Annotated in this window: 27 protein-coding genes; 7 read left to right on the top strand and 20 right to left on the bottom strand. The window is 65.4% G+C overall.

From position 1 onward, the window contains the following. The 9 genes from AC07PZ_RS30480 to AC07PZ_RS30440 form a co-directional block, all read right to left on the bottom strand. Window positions 1-305, bottom strand: a 305-nt coding sequence (locus AC07PZ_RS30480; RefSeq protein ID WP_495298925.1) for a GTP-binding protein, incomplete at its 3' end; no start/stop codon positions are given. A gap of 140 nt (window positions 306-445) precedes the next feature. Beyond that, on the bottom strand, window positions 446-2,545 hold the full coding sequence (gene fusA / locus AC07PZ_RS30475) for an elongation factor G (RefSeq protein WP_495298924.1): 2,100 nt from the start codon (window positions 2,543-2,545) through the stop codon (window positions 446-448). 83 nt (window positions 2,546-2,628) lie between these two features. Next, complete coding sequence (rpsG, locus tag AC07PZ_RS30470) at window positions 2,629-3,102, bottom strand: 30S ribosomal protein S7 (protein ID WP_114968651.1); 474 nt, start codon at window positions 3,100-3,102, stop codon at window positions 2,629-2,631. A 140-nt stretch (window positions 3,103-3,242) separates the two neighbouring features. Then, window positions 3,243-3,620: a 30S ribosomal protein S12 gene (gene rpsL, locus AC07PZ_RS30465; protein WP_013543948.1), complete on the bottom strand. Its 378-nt coding sequence runs from the start codon at window positions 3,618-3,620 to the stop codon at window positions 3,243-3,245. A gap of 193 nt (window positions 3,621-3,813) precedes the next feature. Then, the gene (locus tag AC07PZ_RS30460) at window positions 3,814-4,983 is read right to left on the bottom strand and encodes a D-alanyl-D-alanine carboxypeptidase family protein (protein WP_495298929.1); all 1,170 of its coding nucleotides are present in this window, start codon (window positions 4,981-4,983) and stop codon (window positions 3,814-3,816) included. 22 nt (window positions 4,984-5,005) lie between these two features. Further along, entirely contained in the window at window positions 5,006-5,638 is a 633-nt protein-coding gene (locus AC07PZ_RS30455; protein WP_495298923.1) for an alpha/beta hydrolase, read from the bottom strand. 83 nt (window positions 5,639-5,721) lie between these two features. Continuing rightward, on the bottom strand, window positions 5,722-6,075 hold the full coding sequence (locus AC07PZ_RS30450; RefSeq protein ID WP_495298922.1) for a (2Fe-2S) ferredoxin domain-containing protein: 354 nt from the start codon (window positions 6,073-6,075) through the stop codon (window positions 5,722-5,724). A gap of 9 nt (window positions 6,076-6,084) precedes the next feature. Then, window positions 6,085-7,191 (bottom strand): VanZ family protein, encoded by a 1,107-nt coding sequence (locus AC07PZ_RS30445; protein WP_495298921.1) that lies wholly within the window; start codon window positions 7,189-7,191, stop codon window positions 6,085-6,087. An 18-nt stretch (window positions 7,192-7,209) separates the two neighbouring features. Beyond that, on the bottom strand, window positions 7,210-7,638 hold the full coding sequence (locus tag AC07PZ_RS30440; protein ID WP_495298920.1) for a CopD family protein: 429 nt from the start codon (window positions 7,636-7,638) through the stop codon (window positions 7,210-7,212). Window positions 7,639-7,932: 294 nt separating this feature from the next. Between AC07PZ_RS30440 and hemB the strand changes: the two genes are divergently transcribed. Beyond that, complete coding sequence (hemB, locus tag AC07PZ_RS30435; protein ID WP_495298919.1) at window positions 7,933-8,934, top strand: porphobilinogen synthase; 1,002 nt, start codon at window positions 7,933-7,935, stop codon at window positions 8,932-8,934. A gap of 71 nt (window positions 8,935-9,005) precedes the next feature. Next, complete coding sequence (locus tag AC07PZ_RS30430) at window positions 9,006-10,148, top strand: magnesium transporter CorA family protein (RefSeq protein WP_495298918.1); 1,143 nt, start codon at window positions 9,006-9,008, stop codon at window positions 10,146-10,148. A gap of 121 nt (window positions 10,149-10,269) precedes the next feature. On the opposite strand, the gene AC07PZ_RS30425 is transcribed toward AC07PZ_RS30430, so the two are convergent. Further along, window positions 10,270-10,635, bottom strand: coding sequence for a DUF4148 domain-containing protein (locus AC07PZ_RS30425; protein ID WP_495298917.1), 366 nt, complete (start codon window positions 10,633-10,635; stop codon window positions 10,270-10,272). A 52-nt stretch (window positions 10,636-10,687) separates the two neighbouring features. Further along, window positions 10,688-11,038, bottom strand: coding sequence for an alpha/beta hydrolase (locus AC07PZ_RS30420; protein ID WP_495298916.1), 351 nt, complete (start codon window positions 11,036-11,038; stop codon window positions 10,688-10,690). A 211-nt stretch (window positions 11,039-11,249) separates the two neighbouring features. Here AC07PZ_RS30420 and AC07PZ_RS30415 point away from each other — a divergent pair, with 211 nt between their 5' ends. Continuing rightward, window positions 11,250-12,152, top strand: coding sequence for a LysR family transcriptional regulator (locus AC07PZ_RS30415; RefSeq protein WP_495298915.1), 903 nt, complete (start codon window positions 11,250-11,252; stop codon window positions 12,150-12,152). A 64-nt stretch (window positions 12,153-12,216) separates the two neighbouring features. Here the strand turns inward: AC07PZ_RS30415 and AC07PZ_RS30410 are convergent, their stop codons facing one another. The 3 genes from AC07PZ_RS30410 to AC07PZ_RS30400 form a co-directional block, all read right to left on the bottom strand. Further along, window positions 12,217-12,576, bottom strand: a complete 360-nt coding sequence (locus tag AC07PZ_RS30410; RefSeq protein WP_495298914.1) for an alpha/beta hydrolase — start codon at window positions 12,574-12,576, stop codon at window positions 12,217-12,219. A 162-nt stretch (window positions 12,577-12,738) separates the two neighbouring features. Beyond that, complete coding sequence (locus tag AC07PZ_RS30405) at window positions 12,739-13,422, bottom strand: dienelactone hydrolase family protein (protein ID WP_495298913.1); 684 nt, start codon at window positions 13,420-13,422, stop codon at window positions 12,739-12,741. 2 nt (window positions 13,423-13,424) lie between these two features. Next, window positions 13,425-14,048 carry a 2-hydroxychromene-2-carboxylate isomerase gene (locus tag AC07PZ_RS30400; protein WP_495298912.1) on the bottom strand — a complete coding sequence of 208 codons (624 nt, stop codon included), beginning with the start codon at window positions 14,046-14,048 and terminating at the stop codon, window positions 13,425-13,427. Window positions 14,049-14,125: 77 nt separating this feature from the next. Here AC07PZ_RS30400 and AC07PZ_RS30395 point away from each other — a divergent pair, with 77 nt between their 5' ends. Both AC07PZ_RS30395 and AC07PZ_RS30390 read left to right on the top strand, forming a co-directional pair. Then, on the top strand, window positions 14,126-14,872 hold the full coding sequence (locus AC07PZ_RS30395) for an SDR family oxidoreductase (protein ID WP_495298911.1): 747 nt from the start codon (window positions 14,126-14,128) through the stop codon (window positions 14,870-14,872). Then, window positions 14,872-15,528 carry a MarC family protein gene (locus AC07PZ_RS30390; RefSeq protein ID WP_495298910.1) on the top strand — a complete coding sequence of 219 codons (657 nt, stop codon included), beginning with the start codon at window positions 14,872-14,874 and terminating at the stop codon, window positions 15,526-15,528. The genes AC07PZ_RS30395 and AC07PZ_RS30390 overlap by 1 nt, the downstream gene beginning before the upstream one ends. Before the next feature lie 9 nt (window positions 15,529-15,537). On the opposite strand, the gene AC07PZ_RS30385 is transcribed toward AC07PZ_RS30390, so the two are convergent. The 5 genes from AC07PZ_RS30385 to AC07PZ_RS30365 all read right to left on the bottom strand — a co-directional run bounded on the left by AC07PZ_RS30385 (window position 15,538) and on the right by AC07PZ_RS30365 (window position 20,370). Further along, entirely contained in the window at window positions 15,538-16,233 is a 696-nt protein-coding gene (locus AC07PZ_RS30385) for an ABC-type transport auxiliary lipoprotein family protein (RefSeq protein WP_495298909.1), read from the bottom strand. 11 nt (window positions 16,234-16,244) lie between these two features. Further along, window positions 16,245-17,237: an MlaD family protein gene (locus AC07PZ_RS30380; protein ID WP_495298908.1), complete on the bottom strand. Its 993-nt coding sequence runs from the start codon at window positions 17,235-17,237 to the stop codon at window positions 16,245-16,247. 22 nt (window positions 17,238-17,259) lie between these two features. Further along, window positions 17,260-18,084, bottom strand: coding sequence for an ABC transporter ATP-binding protein (locus AC07PZ_RS30375; protein ID WP_495298907.1), 825 nt, complete (start codon window positions 18,082-18,084; stop codon window positions 17,260-17,262). Next, window positions 18,081-19,265 carry an MlaE family ABC transporter permease gene (locus AC07PZ_RS30370; RefSeq protein ID WP_495298906.1) on the bottom strand — a complete coding sequence of 395 codons (1,185 nt, stop codon included), beginning with the start codon at window positions 19,263-19,265 and terminating at the stop codon, window positions 18,081-18,083. Before AC07PZ_RS30370 ends, AC07PZ_RS30375 begins: the two co-directional genes overlap by 4 nt. A 169-nt stretch (window positions 19,266-19,434) precedes the next feature. Next, window positions 19,435-20,370 (bottom strand): LysR family transcriptional regulator, encoded by a 936-nt coding sequence (locus tag AC07PZ_RS30365; protein ID WP_495298928.1) that lies wholly within the window; start codon window positions 20,368-20,370, stop codon window positions 19,435-19,437. Window positions 20,371-20,509: 139 nt separating this feature from the next. Between AC07PZ_RS30365 and AC07PZ_RS30360 the strand changes: the two genes are divergently transcribed. Further along, a complete protein-coding gene (locus AC07PZ_RS30360) occupies window positions 20,510-22,027 on the top strand; it encodes a CoA-acylating methylmalonate-semialdehyde dehydrogenase (protein ID WP_495298905.1) in 1,518 nt (505 codons plus the stop codon). 153 nt (window positions 22,028-22,180) lie between these two features. Next, window positions 22,181-23,839, top strand: a complete 1,659-nt coding sequence (locus AC07PZ_RS30355; protein ID WP_495298904.1) for a GMC family oxidoreductase — start codon at window positions 22,181-22,183, stop codon at window positions 23,837-23,839. Between the two features lie 410 nt (window positions 23,840-24,249). Here AC07PZ_RS30355 and AC07PZ_RS30350 read toward each other — a convergent pair whose 3' ends face one another. Then, entirely contained in the window at window positions 24,250-25,317 is a 1,068-nt protein-coding gene (locus tag AC07PZ_RS30350) for an ABC transporter substrate-binding protein (protein ID WP_495298903.1), read from the bottom strand. Window positions 25,318-25,334: the final 17 nt, after the last annotated feature.

Raw genomic sequence — 25,334 nt, 5'->3', positions numbered from 1 at the left:
GCGCCGTCCATCTGGGCGGCGCCGGTGATCATGTTCTTCACATAGTCGGCGTGGCCAGGGCAGTCCACGTGTGCGTAGTGGCGGTTGGCCGTTTCGTACTCGACGTGTGCGGTGTTGATCGTGATGCCGCGTGCCTTTTCTTCCGGAGCCGCGTCGATCTGGTCGTAGGCCTTGGCTTCGCCGCCGAACTTCGACGACAGCACCGTCGCGATCGCCGCCGTCAGCGTCGTCTTGCCATGGTCCACGTGACCAATCGTGCCCACGTTCACGTGGGGCTTGGTGCGGGTGAATTTACCTTTTGCCATTTTTCAATCCTTGAAAGAGCATGTCCCGTGTATTGGTTTTATGTCTGCATCCGATTGCTGATTCGCCCCGCACGGGAACAGGGCGGCACCGGATCGCAGACAAGAAGGGCCGCGCACTGCGCGACCCTGCGTTTCTGAAATTACTTCGCGCGGGCAGCCACGATGGCTTCTGCAACGTTGCGCGGAGCTTCAGCGTAGTGCTTGAACTCCATCGTGTACGTGGCACGGCCTTGCGACATCGAGCGCAGCGTGGTCGAGTAACCGAACATTTCCGACAGCGGAACTTCAGCCTTGATGGCCTTGCCGCCACCGATCATGTCGTCCATGCCTTGCACCATCCCGCGACGGCTGGACAGGTCGCCCATCACGTTGCCGGCGTAGTCTTCAGGCGTTTCGACTTCCACAGCCATCATCGGCTCCAGGATCACTGGACTGGCCTTGCGGCAGCCTTCCTTGAAGCCGAAGATCGCGGCCATCTTGAATGCCATTTCGTTCGAGTCCACATCGTGGTACGAACCGAAATGCAGCGTGACCTTGACGTCGACCACCGGGTAACCGGCAAGCACGCCTTGGCCCAAGGCTTCGATGACACCCTTTTCGACCGCAGGGATGTATTCGCGAGGAACCACACCACCCTTGATGGCGTCGACGAACTCGAAGCCCTTGCCGGCTTCCTGCGGCTCGACCTTCAGAACGACGTGACCGTACTGGCCCTTGCCGCCCGATTGGCGAACGAACTTGCCTTCGGCATCTTCGACGGTCTTGCGGATGGTTTCGCGATAAGCCACTTGCGGCTTGCCGACGTTCGCTTCCACGCCAAATTCGCGCTTCATGCGGTCCACGATGATTTCGAGGTGGAGCTCGCCCATGCCCGAAATGATGGTCTGGCCGGATTCTTCGTCGGTTTTCACGCGGAACGAAGGATCTTCCTGGGCCAGACGCTGCAGCGCGATGCCCATCTTCTCCTGGTCGACCTTGGTCTTCGGCTCGACAGCCTGAGAGATCACCGATTCCGGGAACACCATGCGCTCGAGCGTCACGATCGACGACGGATCGCACAGCGTCTCGCCCGTGGTCACTTCCTTCAGGCCCACGCAAGCCGCGATGTCGCCAGCGCGAATTTCGCTGACTTCTTCACGGTTGTTGGCGTGCATCTGCACGATACGACCGATGCGTTCCTTCTTGCCGCGCACGGGGTTGTAGACACTGTCACCCTTCTTCAGCACGCCGGAATAGACGCGCACGAAGGTCAGCTGACCCACGAACGGGTCGGTCATCAGCTTGAATGCGAGCGCGGAGAACTTCTCTTCGTCGTCGGCCTTGCGAACGACAGGCGCTTCGTCTTCATCCGTACCGCTCACCGGAGGAATGTCCGTCGGAGCGGGCATGTATTCGACGACCGCGTCGAGCATGGCCTGCACGCCCTTGTTCTTGAACGCAGAGCCGCACAGCATCGGCTGGATTTCGCCAGCGATGGTGCGCTGACGGATGGCAGCCTTGATCTCTTCCTCGGTCAGCGATTCGCCTTCGAGGTACTTGTTCATCAGTTCTTCACTGGATTCGGCAGCGGCTTCCACGAGCTTTTCGCGGTATTCGTCGCAGACATCCTTCAGGTCGGCGGGGATTTCGCCGTACTGGAAGGTCACGCCCTTGTCTTCGTCCCAGATGATCGCCTTCATCTTCACGAGGTCGACGATGCCCTGGAACTTGTCCTCGGCACCGATCGGGATCTGGATCACGACGGGGTTGGCCTTCAGGCGGTCGATCATCATCTGACGAACACGCAGGAAGTTCGCGCCGGTACGGTCCATCTTGTTGACGAACGCAAGGCGGGGAACGCGGTACTTGTTGGCTTGGCGCCAGACGGTTTCCGACTGAGGCTGCACGCCACCAACGGCGTCATACACCATCACCGCACCGTCGAGCACGCGCATCGAACGCTCGACTTCAATGGTGAAGTCCACGTGACCGGGGGTGTCGATGATGTTGATGCGATGCTCGGGGAACGTACCAGCCATGCCCTTCCAGAAGCAGGTGGTCGCAGCAGACGTGATCGTGATGCCGCGCTCTTGCTCTTGCTCCATCCAGTCCATCGTCGCAGCACCATCGTGCACTTCGCCGATCTTGTGATTCACGCCGGTGTAGAACAGGATGCGCTCGGTCGTCGTGGTTTTGCCAGCGTCGATGTGCGCCGAGATACCGATGTTGCGGTAGCGCTCGATGGGGGTATTGCGTGCCATGAGAAATTACTCCATTAACGGATGAAAGCCCGCCCACCACACGGCAGGTCGGGCTTCCAGCCAGTCTGTTTTAAGACGGTTTTTTAGAAGCGGAAGTGGCTGAAAGCCTTGTTGGCTTCGGCCATGCGGTGCACTTCGTCACGCTTCTTCATGGCGCCGCCACGGCCTTCGGTGGCTTCCATCAGCTCGTTGGCCAGGCGCAGAGCCATCGACTTCTCGCCGCGCTTGCGGGCAGCTTCCTTGATCCAGCGCATCGACAGCGCCAGACGACGCACGGGGCGCACTTCGACGGGAACCTGATAGTTCGCACCACCGACGCGGCGCGACTTCACTTCAACCATCGGCTTCACGTTGTTGATGGCCATCGTGAAGGCTTCGACCGGATCCTTGCCCGGGTTCTTCTTCTCGATCTGCTCGAGCGCGCCATAAATGATGCGCTCGGCAACAGCCTTCTTGCCGCCTTCCATGATCACGTTCATGAATTTGGACAGCTCGACATTGCCGAACTTCGGATCCGGCAGGATTTCACGTTTGGGGACTTCGCGACGACGTGGCATTTTTTCACCTCTTTGCTTCAGTTGGCACCGCTTCAGGTACCGCGAGAGTCAACAAAAACTCTCACTTACTCGACCCAGGATCGGGTCACTTCGTTCGATGCACCCGCCAAGGCGCGCCGAACACCGCTATGCAGAAAGCCTTAAGCCTTCTTGGGGCGCTTTGCGCCGTACTTGGAACGCGACTGCTTGCGGTCTTTCACGCCTTGCAAGTCGAGCGAACCGCGCACGATGTGGTAACGCACACCGGGCAAGTCCTTGACACGACCGCCACGAACCAGCACGACGCTGTGTTCTTGCAGGTTGTGGCCTTCGCCGCCGATGTAGGAAATGACTTCGAAGCCATTGGTCAGACGGACCTTGGCAACTTTACGAAGCGCCGAGTTGGGCTTCTTTGGCGTCGTGGTGTAGACGCGGGTGCAGACACCGCGACGTTGCGGCGAGTTCTGCATGGCAGGGCTCTTCGAATTGATCTTCTCGACCGTTCGACCCTGACGCACCAGTTGATTGATGGTTGGCATGAATGAATAAGTCCCAAAAACACCCCAGTCCAAGCGTGAACCGACCGGAGAATATTTCAATGGTTGCCCAGAATGGGCGAAAACGTGAAACCCTTCGGTTTTTTCCGAAAAGCCCACGAGTATAGCGCTTTAACCGCCTCGGCGCCAGCGCAACAGCGTATGCGGCGCACAGCGCGCGCTCGGGCGGCGGCGTCTACTTGATCCAGAGCCGCACGGCATCCCACGCGCGCCCGAGAATACCGGCTTGCTCGACGCCTTCGAGCGCCACCAACGGCACTTCGGCGACGGCCTGGTCAGCCAGCATGATCTTGAGCGAACCGACCTGCTGGTTCTTGGCAAATGGCGCCACCAGCGGATCGGGCCGTGCGACCTGCGTCGTGAGCTTGGACGCCGACCCGGCCGGCACCGCCACAACGATGGGCTCGGTGCGACCGAGCTTCAGCGTATTGGCCGTACCCTTCCAGACCGCGGGCGTTGCAACCGGCTGGTTCGCATCGAAAAGTCGGACGGCGTCAAATGCGGTGTACCCCCAGTTCAGCAGCTTCTGGGATTCGTTGGCGCGCACCGTTTCGCTAGTGGTTCCAAGCACGATCGACAGCAACCGCCGACCACCCGACAGATTCGGAAAATCGCGCTTGGCGGTCACGATCATGCAATAGCCCGCGGCGTCGGTGTGTCCGGTCTTCAGGCCGTCGACCGTCGGGTCACGGAACAACAGCAGATTGCGGTTGGTGTCGTTGGTGGACGGCGTGCCGGGATAGCGGTACTTCTTGATGGCGTAGTAATGCACGTATTCCGGAAAGTCGTGCATCAGCCGCGTCGCCAGGATGCTCAGGTCCCGGGCTGTGGTCGTGTGGCCGGCCACCGTGAGCCCTTCCGGGTTCTTGTAGGCGGTGTTTTTCATGCCAAGCGTCTTGGCCTGCTCATTCATGAGCTGCACGAAATTCTCGACCGTGCCGCCGACGCCCTCGGCAAGCGCAACCGTTGCATCGTTGCCGGATTGCACGATCAAGCCCTTGATCAGGTCCTCGACCGGCACTTGCATCTTCGGATCGATGAACATGCGCGAGCCTGGCATCTTCCAGGCCCGCTCGCTCACCGGCAGGGTCTGCGTGAGGCTGATCTTCTTGGCCTTGAGCGCATCGAAGACCAGATAGGCCGACATGAGTTTGGTCAGCGAAGCGGGTTCGACCGGGCTGTCGATGTCTTTTTGCGCAAGCAGCTGGTTGGCGGTGACATCCAGCAGCAGATAACTGCGTGCTGCGATCTCGGGAGGCACCGGCGCCTGGGCGGCGGCGAACATGCAGAACGATGCGGCGGCGGCCAGCATCAACGCGCGCAGCGCGACAGAAAAACGATTCATGGGGGATGCAGACAGACGGAAATCAGTCCGAGCAGAGATGTCGGACAACAAGATTCTTGAGGAGCGGCAATTGTCCGTGAAAGAAATGGCCACCTCCGGGGATCACTGTGACAGGAAGTGACTGGGGACGCGCCCAATCCATCAAGTCAGACAACGCCACCGTATCGTCGGCTTCGCCATGGACGACCAGCGTGCGTTCGTGTGCGTCCAGCGGCAATGCTCCCGGCGGCACCCGCGCGACGCTGGTACCGACCAGCGCAACCTTCGCGACCTCGCGCTCGCTCCACAACGCCTGCAGCGCACGGACAGCCACGAATCCGCCAAATGAAAAGCCCGCGATGGCAAGCCTGCCTTCGGGTGCCGCCTGGGCCACCACCGCACGAAAGTCGTCGGCTTCGCCACGACCTTCGTCATGCACGCCTTCGCTCGCTCCGACACCGCGAAAGTTGAAGCGCACCGCCGTCCAGCCGCATGCCACGAAGGCACGCGCCAAGGTCTGCACGACCTTGTTGTCCATCGTGCCGCCGAACAGCGGGTGCGGATGCGCGATCACTGCGACCCCGCGCGGCAGGACGCCGTCGGCGGGGCGATCACGTTGCACCTCGATGACGCCAGCGGCGCCCGTCATTTGAAGCTTCTCGGTCTGCGAATTCATGGGTGCGGAAGAAGTGGCGACTGCCCGGCCTTCATGGATGACCGCCGCGTCGGAAGGTTCAAGGAATATCCGCGTCGCCGGGCTCAGCGGCCCACGTCCGGCGGCAGCCGGAGTCGCTCGACCGGCCGTCCGTGCTTCAGATGCGATTCGACGATCTCGTCGATGTCATCGCCATCCACGAAGGTGTACCAGACCTCCTCGGGGTAGACCACGGCGACCGGACCTCCAGCACAGCGATCGAGACATCCGGCCTTGTTGACCCGGACCTTGCCCACGCCTGCAAGACCGGCCTCCTTGACCTTCGACTTGCAGCGATCGAACCCCTCCTGCGCATGATGCAGAGCACAGGAATCCTCGCCGTTCTTGCGCTCGTTCAAGCAGAAGAAGATGTGGCGGCTGTAGTAGCCGGTGGTGGCGGTTGGGTTGGAACTGGACATCCGAAGATTCTAGGATCGCGGTGAGCGACGCGAGAGCGCCACCAATACGTAGCCGAGCGTCGCGAAGGGCCAGAGCCAACCCAGCCACTGCCCCAATCCATGGAAGCGGATGAACCGCCCCTGTTCCCAGGTTGCGAGTGTCTGCGCGAAATAAGCGCTTTCCGGGGCCTGATTCAACAGACTCAGATGCAGCACCAGCGCGAGCACGAGAAGTGCAGCACATAGGCGTCGCGGTGCAGCCAGCAGCAACGCCCCGACCACCAAGGCGGATGCGATGCCCACCTGCACCGGCAAGCTGAGCCAGGCCCAGGCGTGCTCGGGACCATAGCTCAGTGCCGCCGACAGCGCACTGGCCGCGGCGCCCACCGCGATCGTCATGGGCAACAACAAGGCCCGACGCGCCGCCGATCGCGTGACCAGAAACACCAGCAGACAAGGCACCAGCGCACCCAACATCACGCACAGCATTTCCACACCTGGCACGAGAGGCTCCAGTTCGAATTCGCGCATCGGCATCCAGTCGATGAATGGCGTATCGATCAGCCACTCGGCAACGCCTTCCTCGAGCCGCTCGAAAACCTGGCCCAGTCCGAACGTGACGGCCGCCGGGAACATCAGCGCAGCCGGCCATAGCGCCAGCAGCACGAGCGCCCCGCGTGCGTCATCGACGAACCAGTTCGATCGCGTGCGGCTCCACCGCGCGACCGCGCCCCAATGCTCCAGCGCCGCAGCGATCGCCGCACCAGCGAACGCGCCCAGGATGTTGAGCCCCAGATCCACGTTGGAAGGGATGCGGGAAGGCAGATAACTCTGGAGCGTCTCCATCGTCAACGAAATCGCCGCGCCGATGAGCGTTGCGCGCAGCACGGCGCGCAGTCCGCCGCCCGGCCGCGTCCGCAGTATGGCGAGCGCCGACAGGAAACCCAGTGGCATGTAACCCGCGACATTGATGCCGAGGTCGAAACCCGTCCAGTATTTGGGCCAGGACGCAGCCAGGTAGGCCCAGGGCGCAATGCCTTGATCGCGCCAGTCAGTGAACGGATACAGGCTCGCATAGACGATCAGCGCCGCGTAGGCGAGCGCGAGCGGCAGAGCGGCTGACTTATGCGTATTCACCGTGCCCCGGCCATCCACTCAAAACGGCTTGACGACAACCAGGATCACGATGCCCAGCAACAGCAGCACCGGCAGCTCGTTGAACCAGCGATACCAACGATGGCTGCGCCTGTTGGCATTGGCGGCGAAACGGCGCAGGAGCACCGCACATCCGTGGTGGTAGCCCAGCACCACCAGCACCAGTGCGAGCTTGGCATGCATCCATCCATTTCCGGGGCCGCGACCGATGCCATAGCCCAGCCAGAGCCATGCCCCGAATGCGATGGCCGGCACAGCGAGAAAAGTAGTGAAGCGCAGCAGCTTGCGCGCCATCAGCAGCAGGCGTTCACGCTCTGCCACGGACTCCGGCGGCACCATTGCGAGGTTCACGAAAATACGCGGCAGATAGAAGAGCCCAGCGAACCAGCTGGCAATGAACACGATGTGAAGTGATTTGACCCAGAGCATGACGCCAGTTTAGGCGGCGCATACGGGCAAAAAAAAGCCCGGCGTCAAAACGCCGGGCTGGGAAGCCCTTTTGCTGTCACACATCAAGGCACCCGCTCAGGGAGGAAAAGCGGGGAGCGGCAAGCCGCCCGAGACAGAATTTAACAAAGCGTCGACCCGCCATCAAGCGTCGAAGACACTTTTTTTGACATATCAACTATCGACAAGACCACGAAAGTAGTGCTGGAAAACGTCAAAAGGGTTACCAACCAAGCGCGCCTCGACGCGTTGTGCATCTGGGGCACAATTTTCCGCATGACCTTCCACGCCCCCTTTCCCGCAGGCCGGCCACGCCGACTGCGCCGCGATGCTTTCACCCGCAATCTCGTACGCGAACACGCGCTCACGGCGCACGACCTGATCTATCCGGTGTTCGTGCAGGAAGGCTCGCGACGACGGGATGCCGTCGCGTCGATGCCGGGCGTGGAGCGTTTGAGCCTCGACCTGCTGCTGCCGGTGGCCGAGCAATGCGTGACGCTCGGCATTCCCGTCATGGCGCTGTTTCCGGTGATCGATCCGGGGTTGAAGACACCGTCAGGAGACGAGGCCTTCAATCCCGAGGGCTTGATTCCGCGAGTGATCTCGGCGTTGAAGTCGCGCTTCCCTGAATTGGGCGTGATGACCGATGTGGCCCTCGACCCGTACACCAGCCACGGACAGGACGGCTTGCTCGACGAAGACGGCTATGTATTGAACGATCCGACCGTCGAAGTGCTCGTGAAGCAGGCCCTGACGCAATCGGCGGCCGGTGTCGACATCGTGGCGCCGAGCGACATGATGGATGGCCGCATCGGTGCGGTGCGCGATGCGCTCGAGGCCGTCGGCGACGTGCACACGCGAATCATGGCCTACAGCGCCAAATATGCGAGCGCCTTCTACGGCCCGTTTCGCGACGCGGTCGGATCGGCCAAGAACCTCGGCAAGAGCAACAAGATGGTCTACCAGATGGACCCGGGCAATACCGACGAGGCGCTGCGGGAAGTCGCGATCGACATCGCCGAAGGTGCGGACATGGTCATGGTGAAGCCCGGCATGCCCTACCTCGACATCGTGCGCCGCGTGAAGGACGAGTTCCGCGTGCCGACCTTCGCCTACCAGGTGAGCGGCGAATACGCGATGCTCAAGGCCGCGGCGCAGAACGGCTGGCTGGATCACGACGCCGTGGTGCTCGAAAGCCTGCTCGCCTTCAAGCGCGCCGGCGCCGACGGCGTGCTGACGTATTTCGCACTCGACGCGGCGCGCCTGCTGCAGAAGTAGAGTCCGCCCGCACGGCGGCAGGAAGGCCGACGCGGCGCGTCGGCACACAGAAGAAAGGCAATTCCACCACCATGCGCATCTTCGAGATCAGCGGCTCGCAAGTCCGTGAACATGACGCCCTCGGTCCGCTGGCACAGCCGGGCGCATGTCGCAACGGCTATCTCTGGATCTCGCTCACGCGGGAGGAATTCCGTGTCGCTCTCGGCGACGTGCAGCACATCCTCCAGTCCTTGTGCGCCGTCACGCTGGTCGATCTGCACATCAGCGACCTGCTGAACGACCAGCTGCCTTCGCACTACGACTACACCTCGCAGTACGACGTGATCGTGTTCAGGCGGCTCGCGGCGAGCAACGCGACTTCCTCGCAGGCAGCTTCCGTCCCAGCGCCGCCGCAGGCCGGCCCGCCGGTGCTGCGGCGCATCGACACGCGGCCGGTCGGCTTTGCCGTCTTCGATCGCGTGCTGCTGTCGGTGCACCCGGACGACGGCGCCGTGCGCGATGCCTACGCCGCCAAGCTGCTCGCCGCGGCCGGCCAGGGCGACCGGCCCGACGCCGGTGGGCCGGCACTCGACGTGCGCGCCACCACCTCGCGCGTTCCAACCGGGCCAGCCGATCTCATGCTGCGTGTGCTCAATCAGATCGTCGACGCGTACCTCGACCTGCGGCGCGAACTCACGCGCCAACTCGATCACTGGCAGGCCGAACTGATCGACCCGAAAAGCCGCTTCACGAACTGGAGCGCCTTGATGGCAGCGCGCCAATCATTGCGTCACCTCGACGAGATCTGCGACGACCAACGTGCGGCGATGCAGGACTGGCTCGATGCGCTCGAGACGTTGCCGACGCCCGCCACGGCGCCCGAAAGCCGCATTCACGAGTTGAACCTGGTGCGCAGCCGCGACGTGCTCGAGCACATCGACCGCGTGGTTCATCACGTGCGCAGGCTCGAGCAGAACGCCGAGACCGCCGTGCAGATGCACTTCAGCATCCAGAGCCATCGCACCAACGACATCATGCGTGTGCTGACGGTGCTCACGGCCATCTTCCTGCCGCTCAACCTGATCGCCGGCATCTTCGGCATGAACTTCGAGTTCATTCCCCTCGTGCACAAGGCCGATGGCTTCTGGATCGCCATGGCCTCGATGGGTGTGATCGCGGTCATCCTCGTTCTGGTGTTTCGGCGCAAACGCTATCTCGCACGCACGGCACAGTGAGACGCACGGACCCACGGGGCGCCTGAGCAGCGAAGTGTCCGCACAAAGAAAAACCCGGACAACGCCTGGGCACCGTCCGGGTTTCCATATTCGGCACAGCCCGCGGGCTGCACAGTCCGAATTACAGCTTGCTGGCGCCGTTGGCGCGCGAAGCGGCTGCCTGATCGACCGGGTTCTGCATCGTCGACACAACCTTGCTGTTGACGCGCGAGCCCGACGACACGTTCTGGTCCGGCGCTGCTGCAGCGCGAGCGGCTTCGGCGCTCACGGTCGCACGATCCCTCGACACCGTGAAGGCTTCGGGGCCGCGCGAACCGCGTGCCACGTTCTGGTTCGGTGCAGCGGCGGCGCGAGCTGCCTCGCTACCGACGTCAGCGCGGCTGAGTGCCGAGGTCGACGCCTGCACGCCGTCATAGGTCTCGGCTTGTGCGCCGGTCATGGCGGCGATGGACAGGGCAGCGGCGGCGAGGATGTAGGAAGTCTTCATGTCGATGTCTCTATGAAAGTCTGTGGAACGAGGGATCGATCCGTTGTTCGGATCAGAGGCCCGCTTGGCGGGTGAACGAAACGCTGGGCTTCAGGTAAGCAGCGGGAACGGTGCTGTTCACGAAAGCCTTGCGATCGAGGTTCTGGTTCGGTGCATGCGCGGTAGCGACGGCATCGGCCTGGATGCGGGCACGGTCGACGGAAGCAGACAGAACCGGTGCCACGCCAGACGATGCGCCTTCGGCGTATTGGTTGGTGCCTGCGATCGCAACGGCTTGGGCGTTCACTTCGGCACGGCTGTGCGTGCTGGTCACTTGCTGCACGCCTTCGTACGTTTCGGCCTGTGCGCCGGCAACGGCGAGAATCGACAGAGCGGCGGCGGCGATGATCTTGGATGTCTTCATTTTTCAGTTTCCTCTTGCTGTTCGGGAGCGGGGTGAACCGGTCGGGAGAGAAAAGACCGTTTTTCTTGGTACGGCCTCACTGCTCAGGTCCTGTTCGCTCAGGCGGGCATTGCTACCTGCCTGTGACTGAATTCTGAGCTTATTGATAGGGGAAAACCCGCGCAAAAACGAACCACCGTGTTCGCGTTCTAGAAACAATGAGACCCATCGAATGGACAGCCTAGACCTGATAAGAACCTTTCGCGAGGTCGCCGCGCACGGCAGTTTCTCGCGTGCCGCGACCAAGCTGAACATGTCGAAAGCCACTGTCAGCAAGTATGTTGCGGAGCTTGAATCTCGCTTCGGCGTTCGCCTGCTGAACCGTTCCACGCGATCGGTCAGCCTGACCGACGCGGGCGCACTGCTGCTCGAACGCAGCAAGCCCGTGATGGAAATGGTGGAGCTCACGCAGGCCGAATTGCATGAGCACGCAAGCCGGCCAACCGGCCGGCTGCGCATCTCCGCGCCACACGGCATGGGCCAGGGCGACCTGCCCAAGTTGCTGGCACAGTTCCTTGGCTACTACCCCGAGGTGAGCATCAGCCTGCACCTGAGCAACCGTACGGTCGATCTGGCGGAGGAAGCCATCGACGTCGCGTTGCGCTTCGGCCCGATCACGGACGACAACCTGATCGTGCGGAAACTCATGCTGATGAAGCTGGTGGTCTGTGCCTCGCCGGTGTACTGGAAGAAGCACGGCATGCCCGAGCATCCATCCGATCTGGCGCGCCACGACGTCCTGACGCATTCACGCCTGGGCCCGCATCCGCTGTGGCGCTTCGAAGTCGAGAGCAAGCCACTGGACGTGGCAGTGAAGAGCCGGATGGACGCGACCGAAGGCGCGCCACTGATCGAGGCGGCGATGCAAGGCTTCGGCGTGCTCTACATGCCGACGCTGCTGGTGCAGTCGCACATCGACCATGGCGAGCTCGTGCCCGTGCTGCAGGACTACGTGCGCAGCGACATGTGGCTGTCTGCCGCCTACTTGCAGCGTCGCCACAACAGCGCCGCGCTGCGCGCGCTGCTCGACTTTCTCGAGACGCGCATCGGCATGCGCGCCAAGCCCAAAAAGTAAACCGGCCGACGCTTGCGCGCGGGCCGGTCATCGGTGGATGCAGCGTGACCGCTGCAGGTGGCGATCAGAGCGCAGCCTGACGCACGGTGCGAATCTTCAGCGAGCCGTTCGTATAGGCCGAGGGAATCGTGCTGTTCACGAAAGCCTTGCGATCCAGGTTCTGGTTCGGCGCATGGGCGGCAGCCACGGCTTCGGTCCGGACGGCGCCGCGGCTGGCAACGCCGTTGAACGCAGGCTGGACGCCAGCGTTGGCACCGTCGGCGTAGATGTTGCCGGCGCGTGCAGTCGCAACGGCTTGCGCATTCACTTCTGCGCGGCTTTGCGTGCTGCGGACGGTGAGTACGCCGTCGTACGTTTCAGCCTGTGCGCCGACAGCGGCGAGGAGGGTCAGGGCGGCGGCGGCGAGGAGCTTCGAGGTCTTCATTTCAATTCCTTTGAGAGTGGAAGATCAGGCTTGCGTGGTGCCTGCCTGTGAGATGAAGTTTGGACCTGATCGTCGTTTGAAAACGCTCCGAAAAAGAACCGCCGCGTTCACGAACGATGAACAATCCGCCGCTGCGCTCCCGTGGCTGCGCGCCGTGATCGCTCAGCCCAGATGCTTTGCGAAAAACGCCAGCGTGCGCTCTTTCGCGAGCTTCGAAGCCCGCGCATCGTAGGACCCGCGCTGGTCGCAGTTGAAGCCGTGGTCGGCTTCGTAGATCTGCACCTCGACCTCCGGCTGCGCCTTGGCGAAGGCTTCGACGGTGTCCAGCGTGATGTGGCTGTCCTTGCTGCCGAAATGCGCAAGCACAGGCACCTTGGGCTTGCGCGCCAGCTCGGCGCCCACCGTCATGCCGCCCCCGTAGTACGGTGCTGCGGCCGACAGGCCCGACACGCCAGCGGCCGCGCGCCAGGCCAGCAGACCGCCGTAGCAGTAGCCCACGATGCCGACCTTGCCAGCGCGGCCCGCATAGTCGACGGCGGCCTGGATGTCCTGCAGCACGCCAGGCGCGGGCAATGCCTCGACCGCGGCCTTGAGCGCCACGCCGGCCTTCATGTCGTCGCCGGTGTAGCCGAGGTCGACACCCGCCTTCACGCGGTGGAAGGTGGCAGGCGCCACCGCCAGATAGCCGTCGGCCGCATAGCCGTCGGCTACCGAGCGGATGTGCGAGTTGACGCCGAAGATTTCCTGCACCACGACGACGGCGCCTTTCGGCTTGCCCGCAGGCTCCGCCACGTAGGCGGAGAAAGTGAAGCCGTCGGCGGCGGTGAGATCGATGAATTGACCCATGGTCATGCTCCTTGTGTGTGAGAGGGAAAAGATTGAAGTGCGCGGGCCAGGAAATCGAGACGATCCTGCCCCCAGAAGATTTCGCCGTCGACGACATAGCTCGGCGCACCGAACACCTGTGCATCGATGGCTTGCTGCGTGTTGTCCTCGTAGCGCTCCTGCACGGCCTGGCTCAGCGACTGCTCCATGCGCTTCGCCGGCAGGCCGCATTCCACCAACAACGCGTCCAGCAGCTTCGGATCGGCGATGTTGCGCTCCTGAACCCAGACGGCCGAGAACACGGCGGCGCAGAGCTTCATCGCAGCTTCGGTGCCATCGTGATGGTCGACCGCGATGATGAGCCGCGCCGCATCGTCGCCCGAGACGGGAAAGAACTTGGGCTTCGGATTCAGCGCCAGACCGAGATGCCGCGAGAAACGCACCAGTTCGACCAGCCGATAGGCCTGGCGCTGCGGTGCGCGCTTGCCCAACGGCAGCCCGCCCGAGACCGGAAACACCGCGCCGAAATCGACCGGCCGGATGCGCACGGTCGCGCCCGCCTTCGCCGCGACATCGGCAAAGCGCGCATGGCCCAGGTAGGTCCATGGGCTCTGCGGCGTGAAGTAGTAGTCGATGGTGCGTGGCACGGCGTCTCCTCGATGATGTAATCCGGGTCCGGGAAGGTTTTTTAACTGACGCGCAGCTTTTGTGCAGGAGGCGGGACTTGGACCAGGTGCTCTTGATTACCGGAGGCAGCCGCGGCATCGGTGCCGCAACGGCTTTGCTCGCGGCGCAACGCGGCTATGCGGTGGCCGTGAACTATGCCACCCACTCGCTGGCCGCCGACGAGGTGGTGCGCACGATCCGCGCCGCCGGCGGCACGGCGATCACCGTGCAGGCCGACGTCGGCGACGAGGCGCAGCTGATCGCGATGTTCAACAAGGTCGATGCCAAGCTCGGCCGGCTCACGGCGCTGGTCAACAACGCCGGCGTGGTCGACATGCAGGCGCGCGTCGATGAAATGAGCGTCGAACGGCTCGAGCGCATGTTCCGCATCAACGTGATCGGCAGCTTCGTCTGCGCGCGCGAGGCGGTGCGCCGCATGAGCACGCGGCATGGCGGCAGCGGCGGCGCGATCGTCAACATCTCGAGCGCTGCGGCACGGCTCGGCGCGCCCGGCCAGTACATCGACTACGCGGCCAGCAAGGGCGCGATCGACACCTTCACGCTCGGTCTTGCGAAGGAGGTGGCCGATGAAGGCATTCGCGTGAACGCCGTGCGGCCGGGCCTGATCGAGACCGAGATCCATGCATCCGGCGGCATGCCCGACCGCGCCCGCACGCTGGCGCCCAGCGTGCCGATGAAGCGTACCGGTACCGCCGAGGAAATCGCCGGCGCGATCCTCTGGCTGCTGTCGGCCGAAGCGGCCTACACGACCGGCGCATTGCTCGACGTTGCCGGGGGCCGCTGATGGCCAGCCCGACCATGGACCTGATCAAGCCATTGATCACGCTGCTGGCCATCGTGAACCCATTGGCGATCGTGCCCTTCTTCATCCACTACACGCAGGAATACAACGAGCGCCAGCAGCGCCGCACCGCGTGGATTTCAGCCTTCAGCGCCTTCGTCGTGATCGCCATCAGTGCGCTGCTCGGGCTGCAGGTGCTGGCCTTCTTCGGCATCACGATCGCGAGCTTCCAGGTCGGCGGCGGCATGCTGCTGCTGATCAGCGCGCTCAACATGCTGAACGCCCAGCCGGCCGAGGCCAAGACCAACCGCGAGGAGATCCGCGCGACCGAAGTGAAGGCGTCGCTCGGCGCGTCGATCGCGGTGGTGCCGCTGACCATTCCGCTGCTGACCGGGCCGGCCACCATCTCGACGATGGTCATCTATGCCGAGAAGACGCGCCACATCTGGGAGCTGGCGGTGCTGGTCGGCTACGGCGCCATCATCGGCCTGGCGACCGGCATCACCTTCTCGCTGGCCGAGCCGATCGGCCGCGTGCTGGGCAAGACCGGCATCAACGTGATGACGCGGCTGATGGGCCTGATCCTGGCCGCGCTGGCGGTCGAGGTGATGGCCGACGGGCTTGGCAAGCTGTTCCCGGCGCTGGCGCGTTCGGGTTGAGTCGCCGGATCAGCGCTGCTGATCGACCCAGCCGACCAGCTCGGCCACCACGGCATCGGTGGCTGCGGCCAACGCCTTCACGCCACCCGCCGCGTCCGCACTCGCCGCCGGCTTCTGTGCGGTGAAGCTGCGTTGCGCGATCACGCGATCGCCGGCGGGCGTGCTCTGGATCAGCGTGGCGCGCAGGCGCACCAGGCCGGCACTCGTCGCCGGCGCATCGAAGTACTGGCTGAATTCGTCGAGCGACACCCGCAGCGTGTTCGGCCGCGTGCCCTGCGAGCGCGCGAGCGTCGCGCTCTCTTCCGGCCCGAGCACCGTGCGACGGGTGGCGAGTGCATCGCGCAGGCGCTGGTGCACCAGTTGTACCGGTGCCACGCTCCACCGCGCCAGACCGTAAGGCCGCAACTCGTTGCCGTCGGCATAGCCGAGCCGATACAGCAGTTGCGTACCTTCGAGCCGCGCGCTGGCGTCGATCTCGGCGAGCGCGATGGCCGGCAACGACGGCGCGGCCGCCACCGGCGTCGCGGGCAGCGTGGTCGGCAGGCCCGGGCCGAAGTCGTAGAGCGCGGCACGTGCGGGCCGTTCGGGCAAGGCGCCGCAGCCGGCCGACAGCAACGCCACCACCAGCGCCGCGCCGGCGGAGGCGCCACGGCCGGTCCGCGTCAGCAGGGTGGTGCGCAAGACGGATGTCGAGGATGTGTTCATGGTCATCGCCTTCAGGGACGGGAAGCCGGCGCGCCAGCAGCCGGTGCAGAGAAGCCGGGCTCGCCCGGCCCGGCCACGACGCCGCCGTTGCCGAACAGCAGCGACTGCGGGTTGTCGTTGATGCCATCGGCTGCGCGCCCAAGCCGGCGCACCGCGTGCGACGTGTCCTCGGCCACGCGGTTGAGCCGCGGCAGCGTCGCGTTGTTGAACGAATCGACGGCCTGCGACAGCGCCTTGGTGCCGTCGCCGAGCCGGTCCATCGGACCATCGGGTGCGTTGAGCCGCGTCGCGGTCGCATTCAGGCTGTTCGCCACGCGTGAGACGTCGCCCGCCGCGGTCTTGAGCGAGCCCATCGTGTCGCGCGTGCGCTCGACCAGCGGCGGCAGTGCGGCGAGCGCCGGATTCAGGCCGTTCTTCACGGTGGCATCGATCTGGCGCGTCAGCTGGTTGGCGCTGGCCGCGGCCTGCGCGATGTTCTCCAGCGCGTCGGCGATGCGCTTCTGGTTGCGGTCGTCGAGCAGCGTGTTGACGCGCGTGGTGACCTGCTCGACCTGCTTGATGATCGCTTCGCCGCGGTCCTGCAGTTGCGCGAGCATCGACTGGCGCAGCGGGATGCGCGGCGGGTCGTCGGCATTCGGCACCAGCGCGACCTGCGACTCGCCCTTGTCGTCGAGCGCGATGAAGGCGAGGCCGGTGACGCCCTGGTAGCTCAGCGTCGCATAGCTCGACTGCGTGAGCGGCACACGCTCGTCGACCGAGATGCGCACACGCACATTGCCCTTGACCTTCGGATCGAAATCGATCGACATGACCTTGCCGACCGCGATGCCGCGGTAGCGGACCATGGCCTGCGGCTGCAGCCCGCTGACGGCTTCGCGCGTGGAAAGTTCGTAGGTGTGGCGCACGATGTCATCGCGCGTGAGCCAGACCACCAGCGCCACCAGCGCGGCGACCAGCCCGAGCACGAAGGCGCCGGCGGCGATCGCATGGGACTTGTTTTCCATCGGATTCCTCTTTCTTGCGCGGTCAGACCGCAGGGCCGCCCGCGCGGGACGCGGCCGGCTCGTGCAGCGCTTCCATGGCGCGCTGGCCGCGGCCGCCCTGGAAGTAGGCATGGATGAACGGATGATCGAAGGCGATGACCTCGCGCGGCCGGCCGGACACGATGACCTTGCGATCGGCCAGCACCGCGATGCGCGTGCTCAGGTCGAACAGCGTGTCGAGATCGTGCGTGACCATCACCACCGTCAGGCCGAGTTCGCGGTGCAGCCCGCGCAGCAGGTCGCAGAAACTGTCGGACGCCTCGGGGTCGAGCCCCGCGGTCGGCTCGTCGAGCAGCAGCAGCGGCGGGTCCATGATCAGCGCGCGCGCCAGCGCCACGCGCTTGATCATGCCGCCGGACAGGTCCGCCGGGCTCTTGTTCGCCTGCTCCGGACCGAGCCCGACCAGCTGCAGCTTGACCATCGCGGCGTCGCGCACCAGCGCATCCGGCAGCAGCTTGAGTTCGCGCAGCGGGAAGGCGATGTTGTCGAGCACGCTGAAGGCCGAGAACAGCGCGCCGTGCTGGAACAGCATGCCGACGTGCGCCGCCGCCTTGGCGCTGAGCTCGCCGGGCGCATGGCCGAGCACGCTGACCTCGCCGCGGTCCGGATGCTGAAGGCCCAGGATCTGGCGCAGCAGCACGGTCTTGCCGGTGCCCGAGCCGCCGACCAGCGACAGCACCTCGCCGCGCCGGATCCGGAGGTCCAGGTCGCTGTGCACCACGTGCTCGCCCTCCGGCGAGCGGAACACGGTCCACAGCTTGCGGATGTCGACCACCACGGGTGCGTCGTCGGGCGGTGCGTCGATCATCGGAATCCCACGCCCTTGAAGAGCACCGCGAACAGCGCGTCGACCAGGATCACGACGGTGATCGAGGTCACGACCGAGGCGGTGGTGCCGCGCCCGAGGCTCTCGGTGTTGGGCTTGACCTTCATGCCGAAATAGCAGCCGACCAGCGCGATCAGGATGCCGAACACGGCCGACTTGCTCATCGCGAGCCAGAGGTTCGACAGCGGCACCGCGCGCGGCAGTGCGGACATGAAGTACGCCGGCGAAATGTCCAGCGCCATGTCGGCCGCAACCATGCCGCCGAGCAACGCCGCCATCGAGGTCCACATGCTGATCAGCGGCATCGAGATCGCCAGCGCGAGCACGCGCGGCATGACGAGCCGGAAGCCGTGCGGAATGCCCATCACGCGCATGGCGTCGAGCTCCTCGGTGACGCGCATCACGCCGATCTGCGCCGTGATGGCCGAGCCGGAACGCCCGGCGATCAGCACGGCCGCGAGCACCGGCCCGAGCTCGCGGATCAGCGACAGCCCGAGGATGTTGACGATGAAGGTCTCGGCGCCGTACTGGCGCAGTTGCTGCGACGTGAGGTAGGCCAGCACCACGCCGATCAGCAGCCCGACCAGCGCGGTGATCGGCAGTGCCGTGGCGCCGAACTGGTAGAGCTGCCCCGAGAAATCGCGCCACGGTGCGCGGTGCGGCGCACGGATCAGCTTGCCGATGTCGAGCACCAGCTGGCCGAACAGCGCCAGGAAGTCACGCGCCACCTCCAGCGATCGCGGGCCGTTGTGCGCGAAGGTCTTGAGCCGGTCGGACCAGGTCGGCGACGTTTCCGCAGGCAGGCTGCAGCTGTACCTCGCGACGTGGTCGAGCACCGCCTTGTGCTGCGGGTCCATCTGGAGCTGCGCCGGCCACTGCTGCTGCCAGTGGTTCCACAGCACCTGGGCGCCGATGTGGTCGAGCTGCTCGATCGGCCGCAGGTCCCAGGCCATCCCCGGCGCGTGGGGACGCTGTCGCAGGTCGTCCGCGAGCGTCCTCCAGTCGCGATGCGCGCTGAACGCCAGCGCGGTCCAGCGGCCTGTGGCGACCGCCGCGGCCGCCCCGTCGCCACGGCCCGTCGCCACGCGCGGAGACGCGGCTGCCGCCACCTGCGAGGAGGCAGTCGAAGCATCGGGCGCAGGGGTCGGCGCAGAGGGAGACATGGTCTGGATGGGGTGCGGAGGCGGCTCGCCTGAAAAAGCGGACTTGATCCTAACCGCAGGGTGTGGCGATGCCGCGGCGATACCCTCGATTGACGGCACCGTCCGACGGCCGCAATCGACGTGCAGGAACCAGGCCAGGCCAGGCTGCGCGGCCTCGCCTCCCATCGCTTCACACGCCGAAACCGCCCGCCAGTTCGGCCCGCAGCCAGGCGACGAAGGCGGTGACGGCACGCGGCACGTGCGTGGCGTAGGGGCGGATCGCATAGAGCTGCTCGCCGAACGCGCCGACCGGCCGCCAGTCGGGCAGCACTTCGACGACCTTGCCGGCCTGCAGTGCGGACTGCGCGCTGAAGTCGGGCAGCAGCGCGATGCCCAGGCCGGCGATCGCGGCGTCGCGCAGCGCTTCGCTGTTGTTGGCGGCCAGCGGGCCCGACACCGGCACCGTGAGCCGCGGCGCGTCCGGCTCGGCACGCGCCTGGAAGTGCCAGGCCGGCATGTCCTGCGCACGCGGGTAATGCAGGCAGTCGTGTTCGCCCAATGCATGCGGCGTGTCGGGCACACCGCGCCGCCGCAGGTAGGCACGGCTCGCCACCAGCACGGAGCGCGTGTCGCACAGCGTCCAGGCCACATGGGTGTCGGGCGGCGCCGCGGTGTGGCGGATCGCCAGGTCGAAGCCTTCGGTGGCGAGCGAGCTCAGCCGGTCCGACAACTCCAGTTCGATACGCACTTCCGGATGGGCGCGCAGGAAATCCGCCAGACGCGGCACGAGCTGCTGGCGCGCCAGCGCGACCGGCGCCGTCACCCGCACCCGGCCGCGCGGCACGCCGGCCAGGTCGCGCACGCCGGAAAAGCTGTGCGCGATCTGCTCGAACGGCCCACGCATGTCTTCCACCAGCCGCTGCCCGGCCTCGGTGAGCCGCACGCTGCGCGTGGTGCGCTGCACCAGCGCCACGCCCGCCGCGCGCTCCAGCTCGGCCACCCGCTGGCTCATCGCCGCCTTGCTCACACCCAGGCGCCGCGCCGCAGCGGTGTAGCTGCCCTGCTGGCTCAGCACCGTGAGCCAGTGCAGATGGGTCCAGAGCGCCTCGATCTTTTGGTGTTCCATCCATGCATTGTTCACCATGGCGAACAATCAGTTCAGCGTTCATGGCTTGGCGCGGCGCCGCGGGCTGCCTAAACTGCGCCCACGCCCCGGCCCTGCCGGCGCTCCCTCTTCTTCCAATTCCCTCAGCGAAAGACCGCCCATGTCCAGCACCCAGGCAACCATCGGCCACTACGTCAACGGCGCCGCCGTTGCCAACACCTCCGGCCGCACGCAGGACGTGACCAACCCGGCCACCGGCAAGGTGACCGGCCAGGTCGGCCTGGCCAGCGTGGCCGAAGTCGGCGCCGCCGTCGCCGCCGCCCAAGCCGCCTTCCCGAAGTGGGCCGACACGCCGCCGCTGCGCCGCGCCCGGGTGATGTTCAAGTTCCTGGAGCTGCTGAACCTGCACAAGGACGAGCTGGCCCACCTGATCACCGCCGAGCACGGCAAGGTGTTCACCGATGCGCAGGGCGAAGTCAGCCGCGGCATCGACATCGTCGAATTCGCCTGCGGCATTCCGCAGCTGCTGAAGGGCGACTACACCGAACAGGTCTCCACCGGCATCGACAACTGGACGCTGCGCCAGCCGCTCGGCGTGGTCGCGGGCATCACGCCCTTCAACTTCCCGGTGATGGTGCCGATGTGGATGTTCCCGGTGGCGATCGCCGCGGGCAACACCTTTGTGCTGAAGCCGAGCCCGACCGACCCGAGTGCTTCGCTGCGCATGGCCGAGCTGCTGAAGGAAGCCGGCCTGCCCGACGGCGTGTTCAACGTGGTGCAGGGCGACAAGGTCGCGGTCGACGCGCTGCTCGAACACCCGGACGTGAAGGCCATCAGCTTCGTCGGCTCCACGCCGATCGCCAACTACATCTACGAAACCGGCGCCCACCACGGCAAGCGCGTGCAGGCCCTGGGCGGCGCCAAGAACCACATGGTGGTGATGCCCGACGCCGACATCGACCAGGCGGTCGACGCGCTGATCGGCGCGGGCTACGGCTCGGCCGGCGAACGCTGCATGGCGATCTCGGTCGCGGTGCTGGTCGGCGACGTGGCCGACAAGCTGCTGCCGAAGCTGGTGGAACGCACCAAGACGCTGCAGGTGCTCGACGGCGAGAACCTCGCGGCCGAAATGGGCCCGATCGTCACGCGCGCCGCGCATGAACGCATCACCGGCTACATCGACCTGGGCGTGAAGGAAGGCGCGACGCTGCTGGTCGACGGCCGCCAGTTCGACGGCGCCAAGGCAGGCGCTGGCTGCGACGACGGCTTCTGGATGGGTGGCACGCTGTTCGACAACGTCACGCCCGAGATGCGCATCTACAAGGAAGAGATCTTCGGCCCGGTGCTGGGCTGCGTGCGCGTGGCCGACCTGAAGGAAGCGGTCGACCTGATCAACGCCCACGAATTCGGCAACGGCGTGAGCTGCTTCACGCGTGACGGCAACGTGGCGCGCGAATTCGGCCGCCGCATCCAGGTCGGCATGGTCGGCATCAACGTGCCGATCCCGGTGCCGATGGCCTGGCACGGCTTCGGCGGCTGGAAGCGCTCGCTGTTCGGCGACATGCATGCCTACGGCGAGGAAGGCGTGCGCTTCTACACGAAGCAGAAGTCGATCATGCAGCGCTGGCCCGAGAGCATCGGCAAGGGTGCCGAGTTCGTGATGCCCACCGCTAAATAGGCCCACCCCCGACTCTCGCGCACTGCGTGTCGCTCGCATCCCCCCTCGAGGGGGCGCTCCCTACGGCCCGGCGAAGCCGGTTCCGTGGGAGCCCTGGCAAGAGCTATGCCTCGAATCGAAGGCAGTAGAGAATAAAAAGACTGGAGACAACGCGTGAGCAAGAGCGACAAAGACAACGAAACCCAATTCGACTACATCGTCATCGGCGGCGGCACGGCCGGCGCGCTGATGTGCAACCGGCTCACGCAGCAGTCGCAGAAGCGCACGCTGCTGATCGAGGCCGGCCGCCGCGACGACTACCACTGGATCCACATTCCGGTCGGCTATCTCTACTGCATCGGCAACCCGCGCACCGACTGGCTCTACAGCACCGAGCCCGACCCCGGACTCAACGGCCGCACGCTGCGCTATCCGCGCGGCAAGACGCTGGGCGGCTCGTCGAGCATCAACGGCATGATCTACATGCGCGGCCAGTCGCGCGACTACGACCAGTGGGCGCAGCTCACCGGCGACGACAGCTGGCGCTGGAACAACGTGCTGCCGGCCTTCAAGAAGCACGAAGACCACTACCTCGGCGCCGACGAGATGCACGGCGCGGGTGGCGAATGGCGCGTCGAGAAGCAACGGCTGCGCTGGGACATCCTCGACGCCTTCGCGCTGGCCGCGCAGGAAGCCGGCATCCCGCATTCCACCGACTTCAACCGCGGCAGCAACGAAGGTGTCGGCTACTTCCAGGTCAACCAGAAGAACGGCTGGCGCTGGAACACCGCCAAGGCCTTCCTGCGGCCGACCTGCTACGGCCGGCCGAACTTCGAGATGTGGACGAACGCGCAGGTCACTCGCCTGCTCTTCGAGAAGCAGCCCGATGGCAGCCAGCGCTGCACCGGCGCCGAAGTCTGGAACGGCACCGAGCTGATCCACGCCCGCGCGACGCAGGAAGTCGCGCTGTGCGCCGGGGCCATCAACTCGCCGCAGATCCTCCAGCTCTCGGGCGTCGGTCCGGCCGAGCTGCTGCGCCAGCACGGCATTCCGGTGGTTGCCGACTTGCCCGGCGTCGGCGCCAATCTGCAGGACCATCTGCAGATCCGCGCGGTGTTCAAGATCGAGGGTGCGCCGACGCTCAATGTGCTGGCCTCGTCGATGTTCGGCAAGGCGAAGATCGGCCTCGAATACGCGTTGAAGCGCAGCGGCCCGATGAGCATGGCGCCGTCGCAGCTCGGCGCGTTCACGCGCAGTTCGCCGGAACATGAATGGCCGAACCTCGAATACCACGTGCAGCCTTTGTCGCTCGACGCCTTCGGCGACCCGCTGCATGCGTTCCCGGCCTTCACCGCGAGCGTGTGCAACCTGAATCCGACCAGCCGCGGCACCGTGCGCATCCGCAGCCCGCGCCACGGCGATGCACCGGCCATCGCGCCCAACTACCTGAGCACCGATGAAGACCGCAAGGTGGCGGCCGACTCGCTGCGCGTGACGCGCCGCATCGTCGCGCAGCCGGCGCTGGCCAGGTACAAGCCCCAGGAATGGAAGCCGGGCGTGCAATACCAGACCGACGAAGAGCTGGCGCGGCTGGCCGGCGACATCGCGACCACCATCTTCCATCCGGTCGGCACCACGAAGATGGGCGCCGACAACGACCCGATGGCCGTGCTGGACTCGCACCTGCGCGTGCGCGACGGCAAGGGCGGCCTGATCGCCGGCCTGCGCGTGATCGACGCCGGCGCAATGCCAACCATCACCAGCGGCAACACGAACAGCCCGACGCTGATGCTGGCGGAGAAGGCGGCGGGGTGGATGCTGGGCGGGGACTGACCCGAGCGCTGCTTGCTTGCGAGCACGTCATCGGACGTCGACGCACTGGAGGGCTTTTGAGTACGGTGCGCGGGGCGTTGCACGCTCCAGACTTTCGTCGCGGTGCACGCGCCCGTCGAACACCCTCAAGCGTCCGGTATGCGGTGCAGTCCAGGCGATTCCCTTCTGTACCGCCGAGGAGCGGAGCCTTCCGCGGATCAGGGCTCGCCCTTGTCTGAGTGCAGGCGAAGCCGGAGCGAGTTTGGGCGGGACCCCGCGGAAGACGAGCACCGCAGGGCAGCCCGAAGGGCCGGTACAGCGGGTCGCCTGGGCTGCACCGCATGCCGGGCGCGCCCTCCCAACGTCCAACAACGACCGCGCGCCGCACACGGCCACGCATCACACAACAATACGCATCGCCCCCAAGAACCTCAGCGCTCGATCGTCTTGTTCCATCGCGCATTCCAGGCCGGCCGGTTCGCGTTCACGCTCTCCCAGTCCACGGTGATCGCGGTCTTCATGTAGCCGCTGATCGCCGCCACCTGCGTCGCGCCGTCACCCGTGGCCGGTGCCTTGGGGTTGGTCGGGATCTGGCTGCTGAACTGCAGCACGTTGGCCTGCGCCAGCGGCGTCAGCAGGAACTCGGCGAGCTTCTGGGCGAGTTCGGGCTCGCTGTTGTTGGCGATCACGCACTGGCCGACCATCAACACCACCGAACCCTCCTTCGGGTTCGCATATTCCACCGGGATGCCCTTGACCTTCAGCGCCGCCACCGCCGTCGGCGTCAGCGGAAAGATCGCGGCCTCGCCGGTCTGGACCATCTCTGAAATCTTGGCCGAGCTCGGGATGTACTCCAGCACGTTCGGGCCGATCGTGGTCGGCCAGGCCTTGAAGCCCGGCTCGACGTTCTTGTCGTTGCCGCCCTGGATGCGGTTGAACATCAGGAAGCCGTGCAACCCGAAGGACGAGGCCGACGCCGACTGGAACACCACCTTGCCCTTGAACTTCGGGTCGGCCAGGTCCATCCACGAGGTCGGCGCTGCCCAGCCCTTTTCCTTGAACATCTTGGCGTTGTAGGCCAGTCCCGTCACGCCCAGGCTCACGCCGCTGGCCATGTCGCCCTTGAAGCGCGCGGCCGGGTAGATCTGGCTCAACGCCTCGCTCGGCCGCTGCTTCTCGCACAGGCCCAGACCGATCGCGCGGACCATCACGCCGTCGTCGAGAAACATCACGTGCATCTGCGGCCGGTCCTTGTTGGCCTGCGCCTTGGCCAGGATGTCCGACGACGTGCCGGGCACCACGACCACCTTCGCGCCATAGAGCTTCTCGAAGGCCGGGAACACGTACTGCGTGTACGCCTTCTCCATGGTCCCGCCGTTCATGCCGATGTAGAGCGTCTTGGTCTGGGCGCCGGCCGTGCCGCCGGCGGCCAGGCTGGCGGCGGCCGCCACGGTGAGGAATGCGCGGCGCAGGGCGCTGGACTGAGGGGAAAGTGACATGGCTTTTCCTTTCGGGT

The organism is Variovorax sp. GW821-FHT10B04, from assembly GCF_059415645.1.
This window is presented reverse-complemented; position numbering and strand designations above follow the sequence as displayed.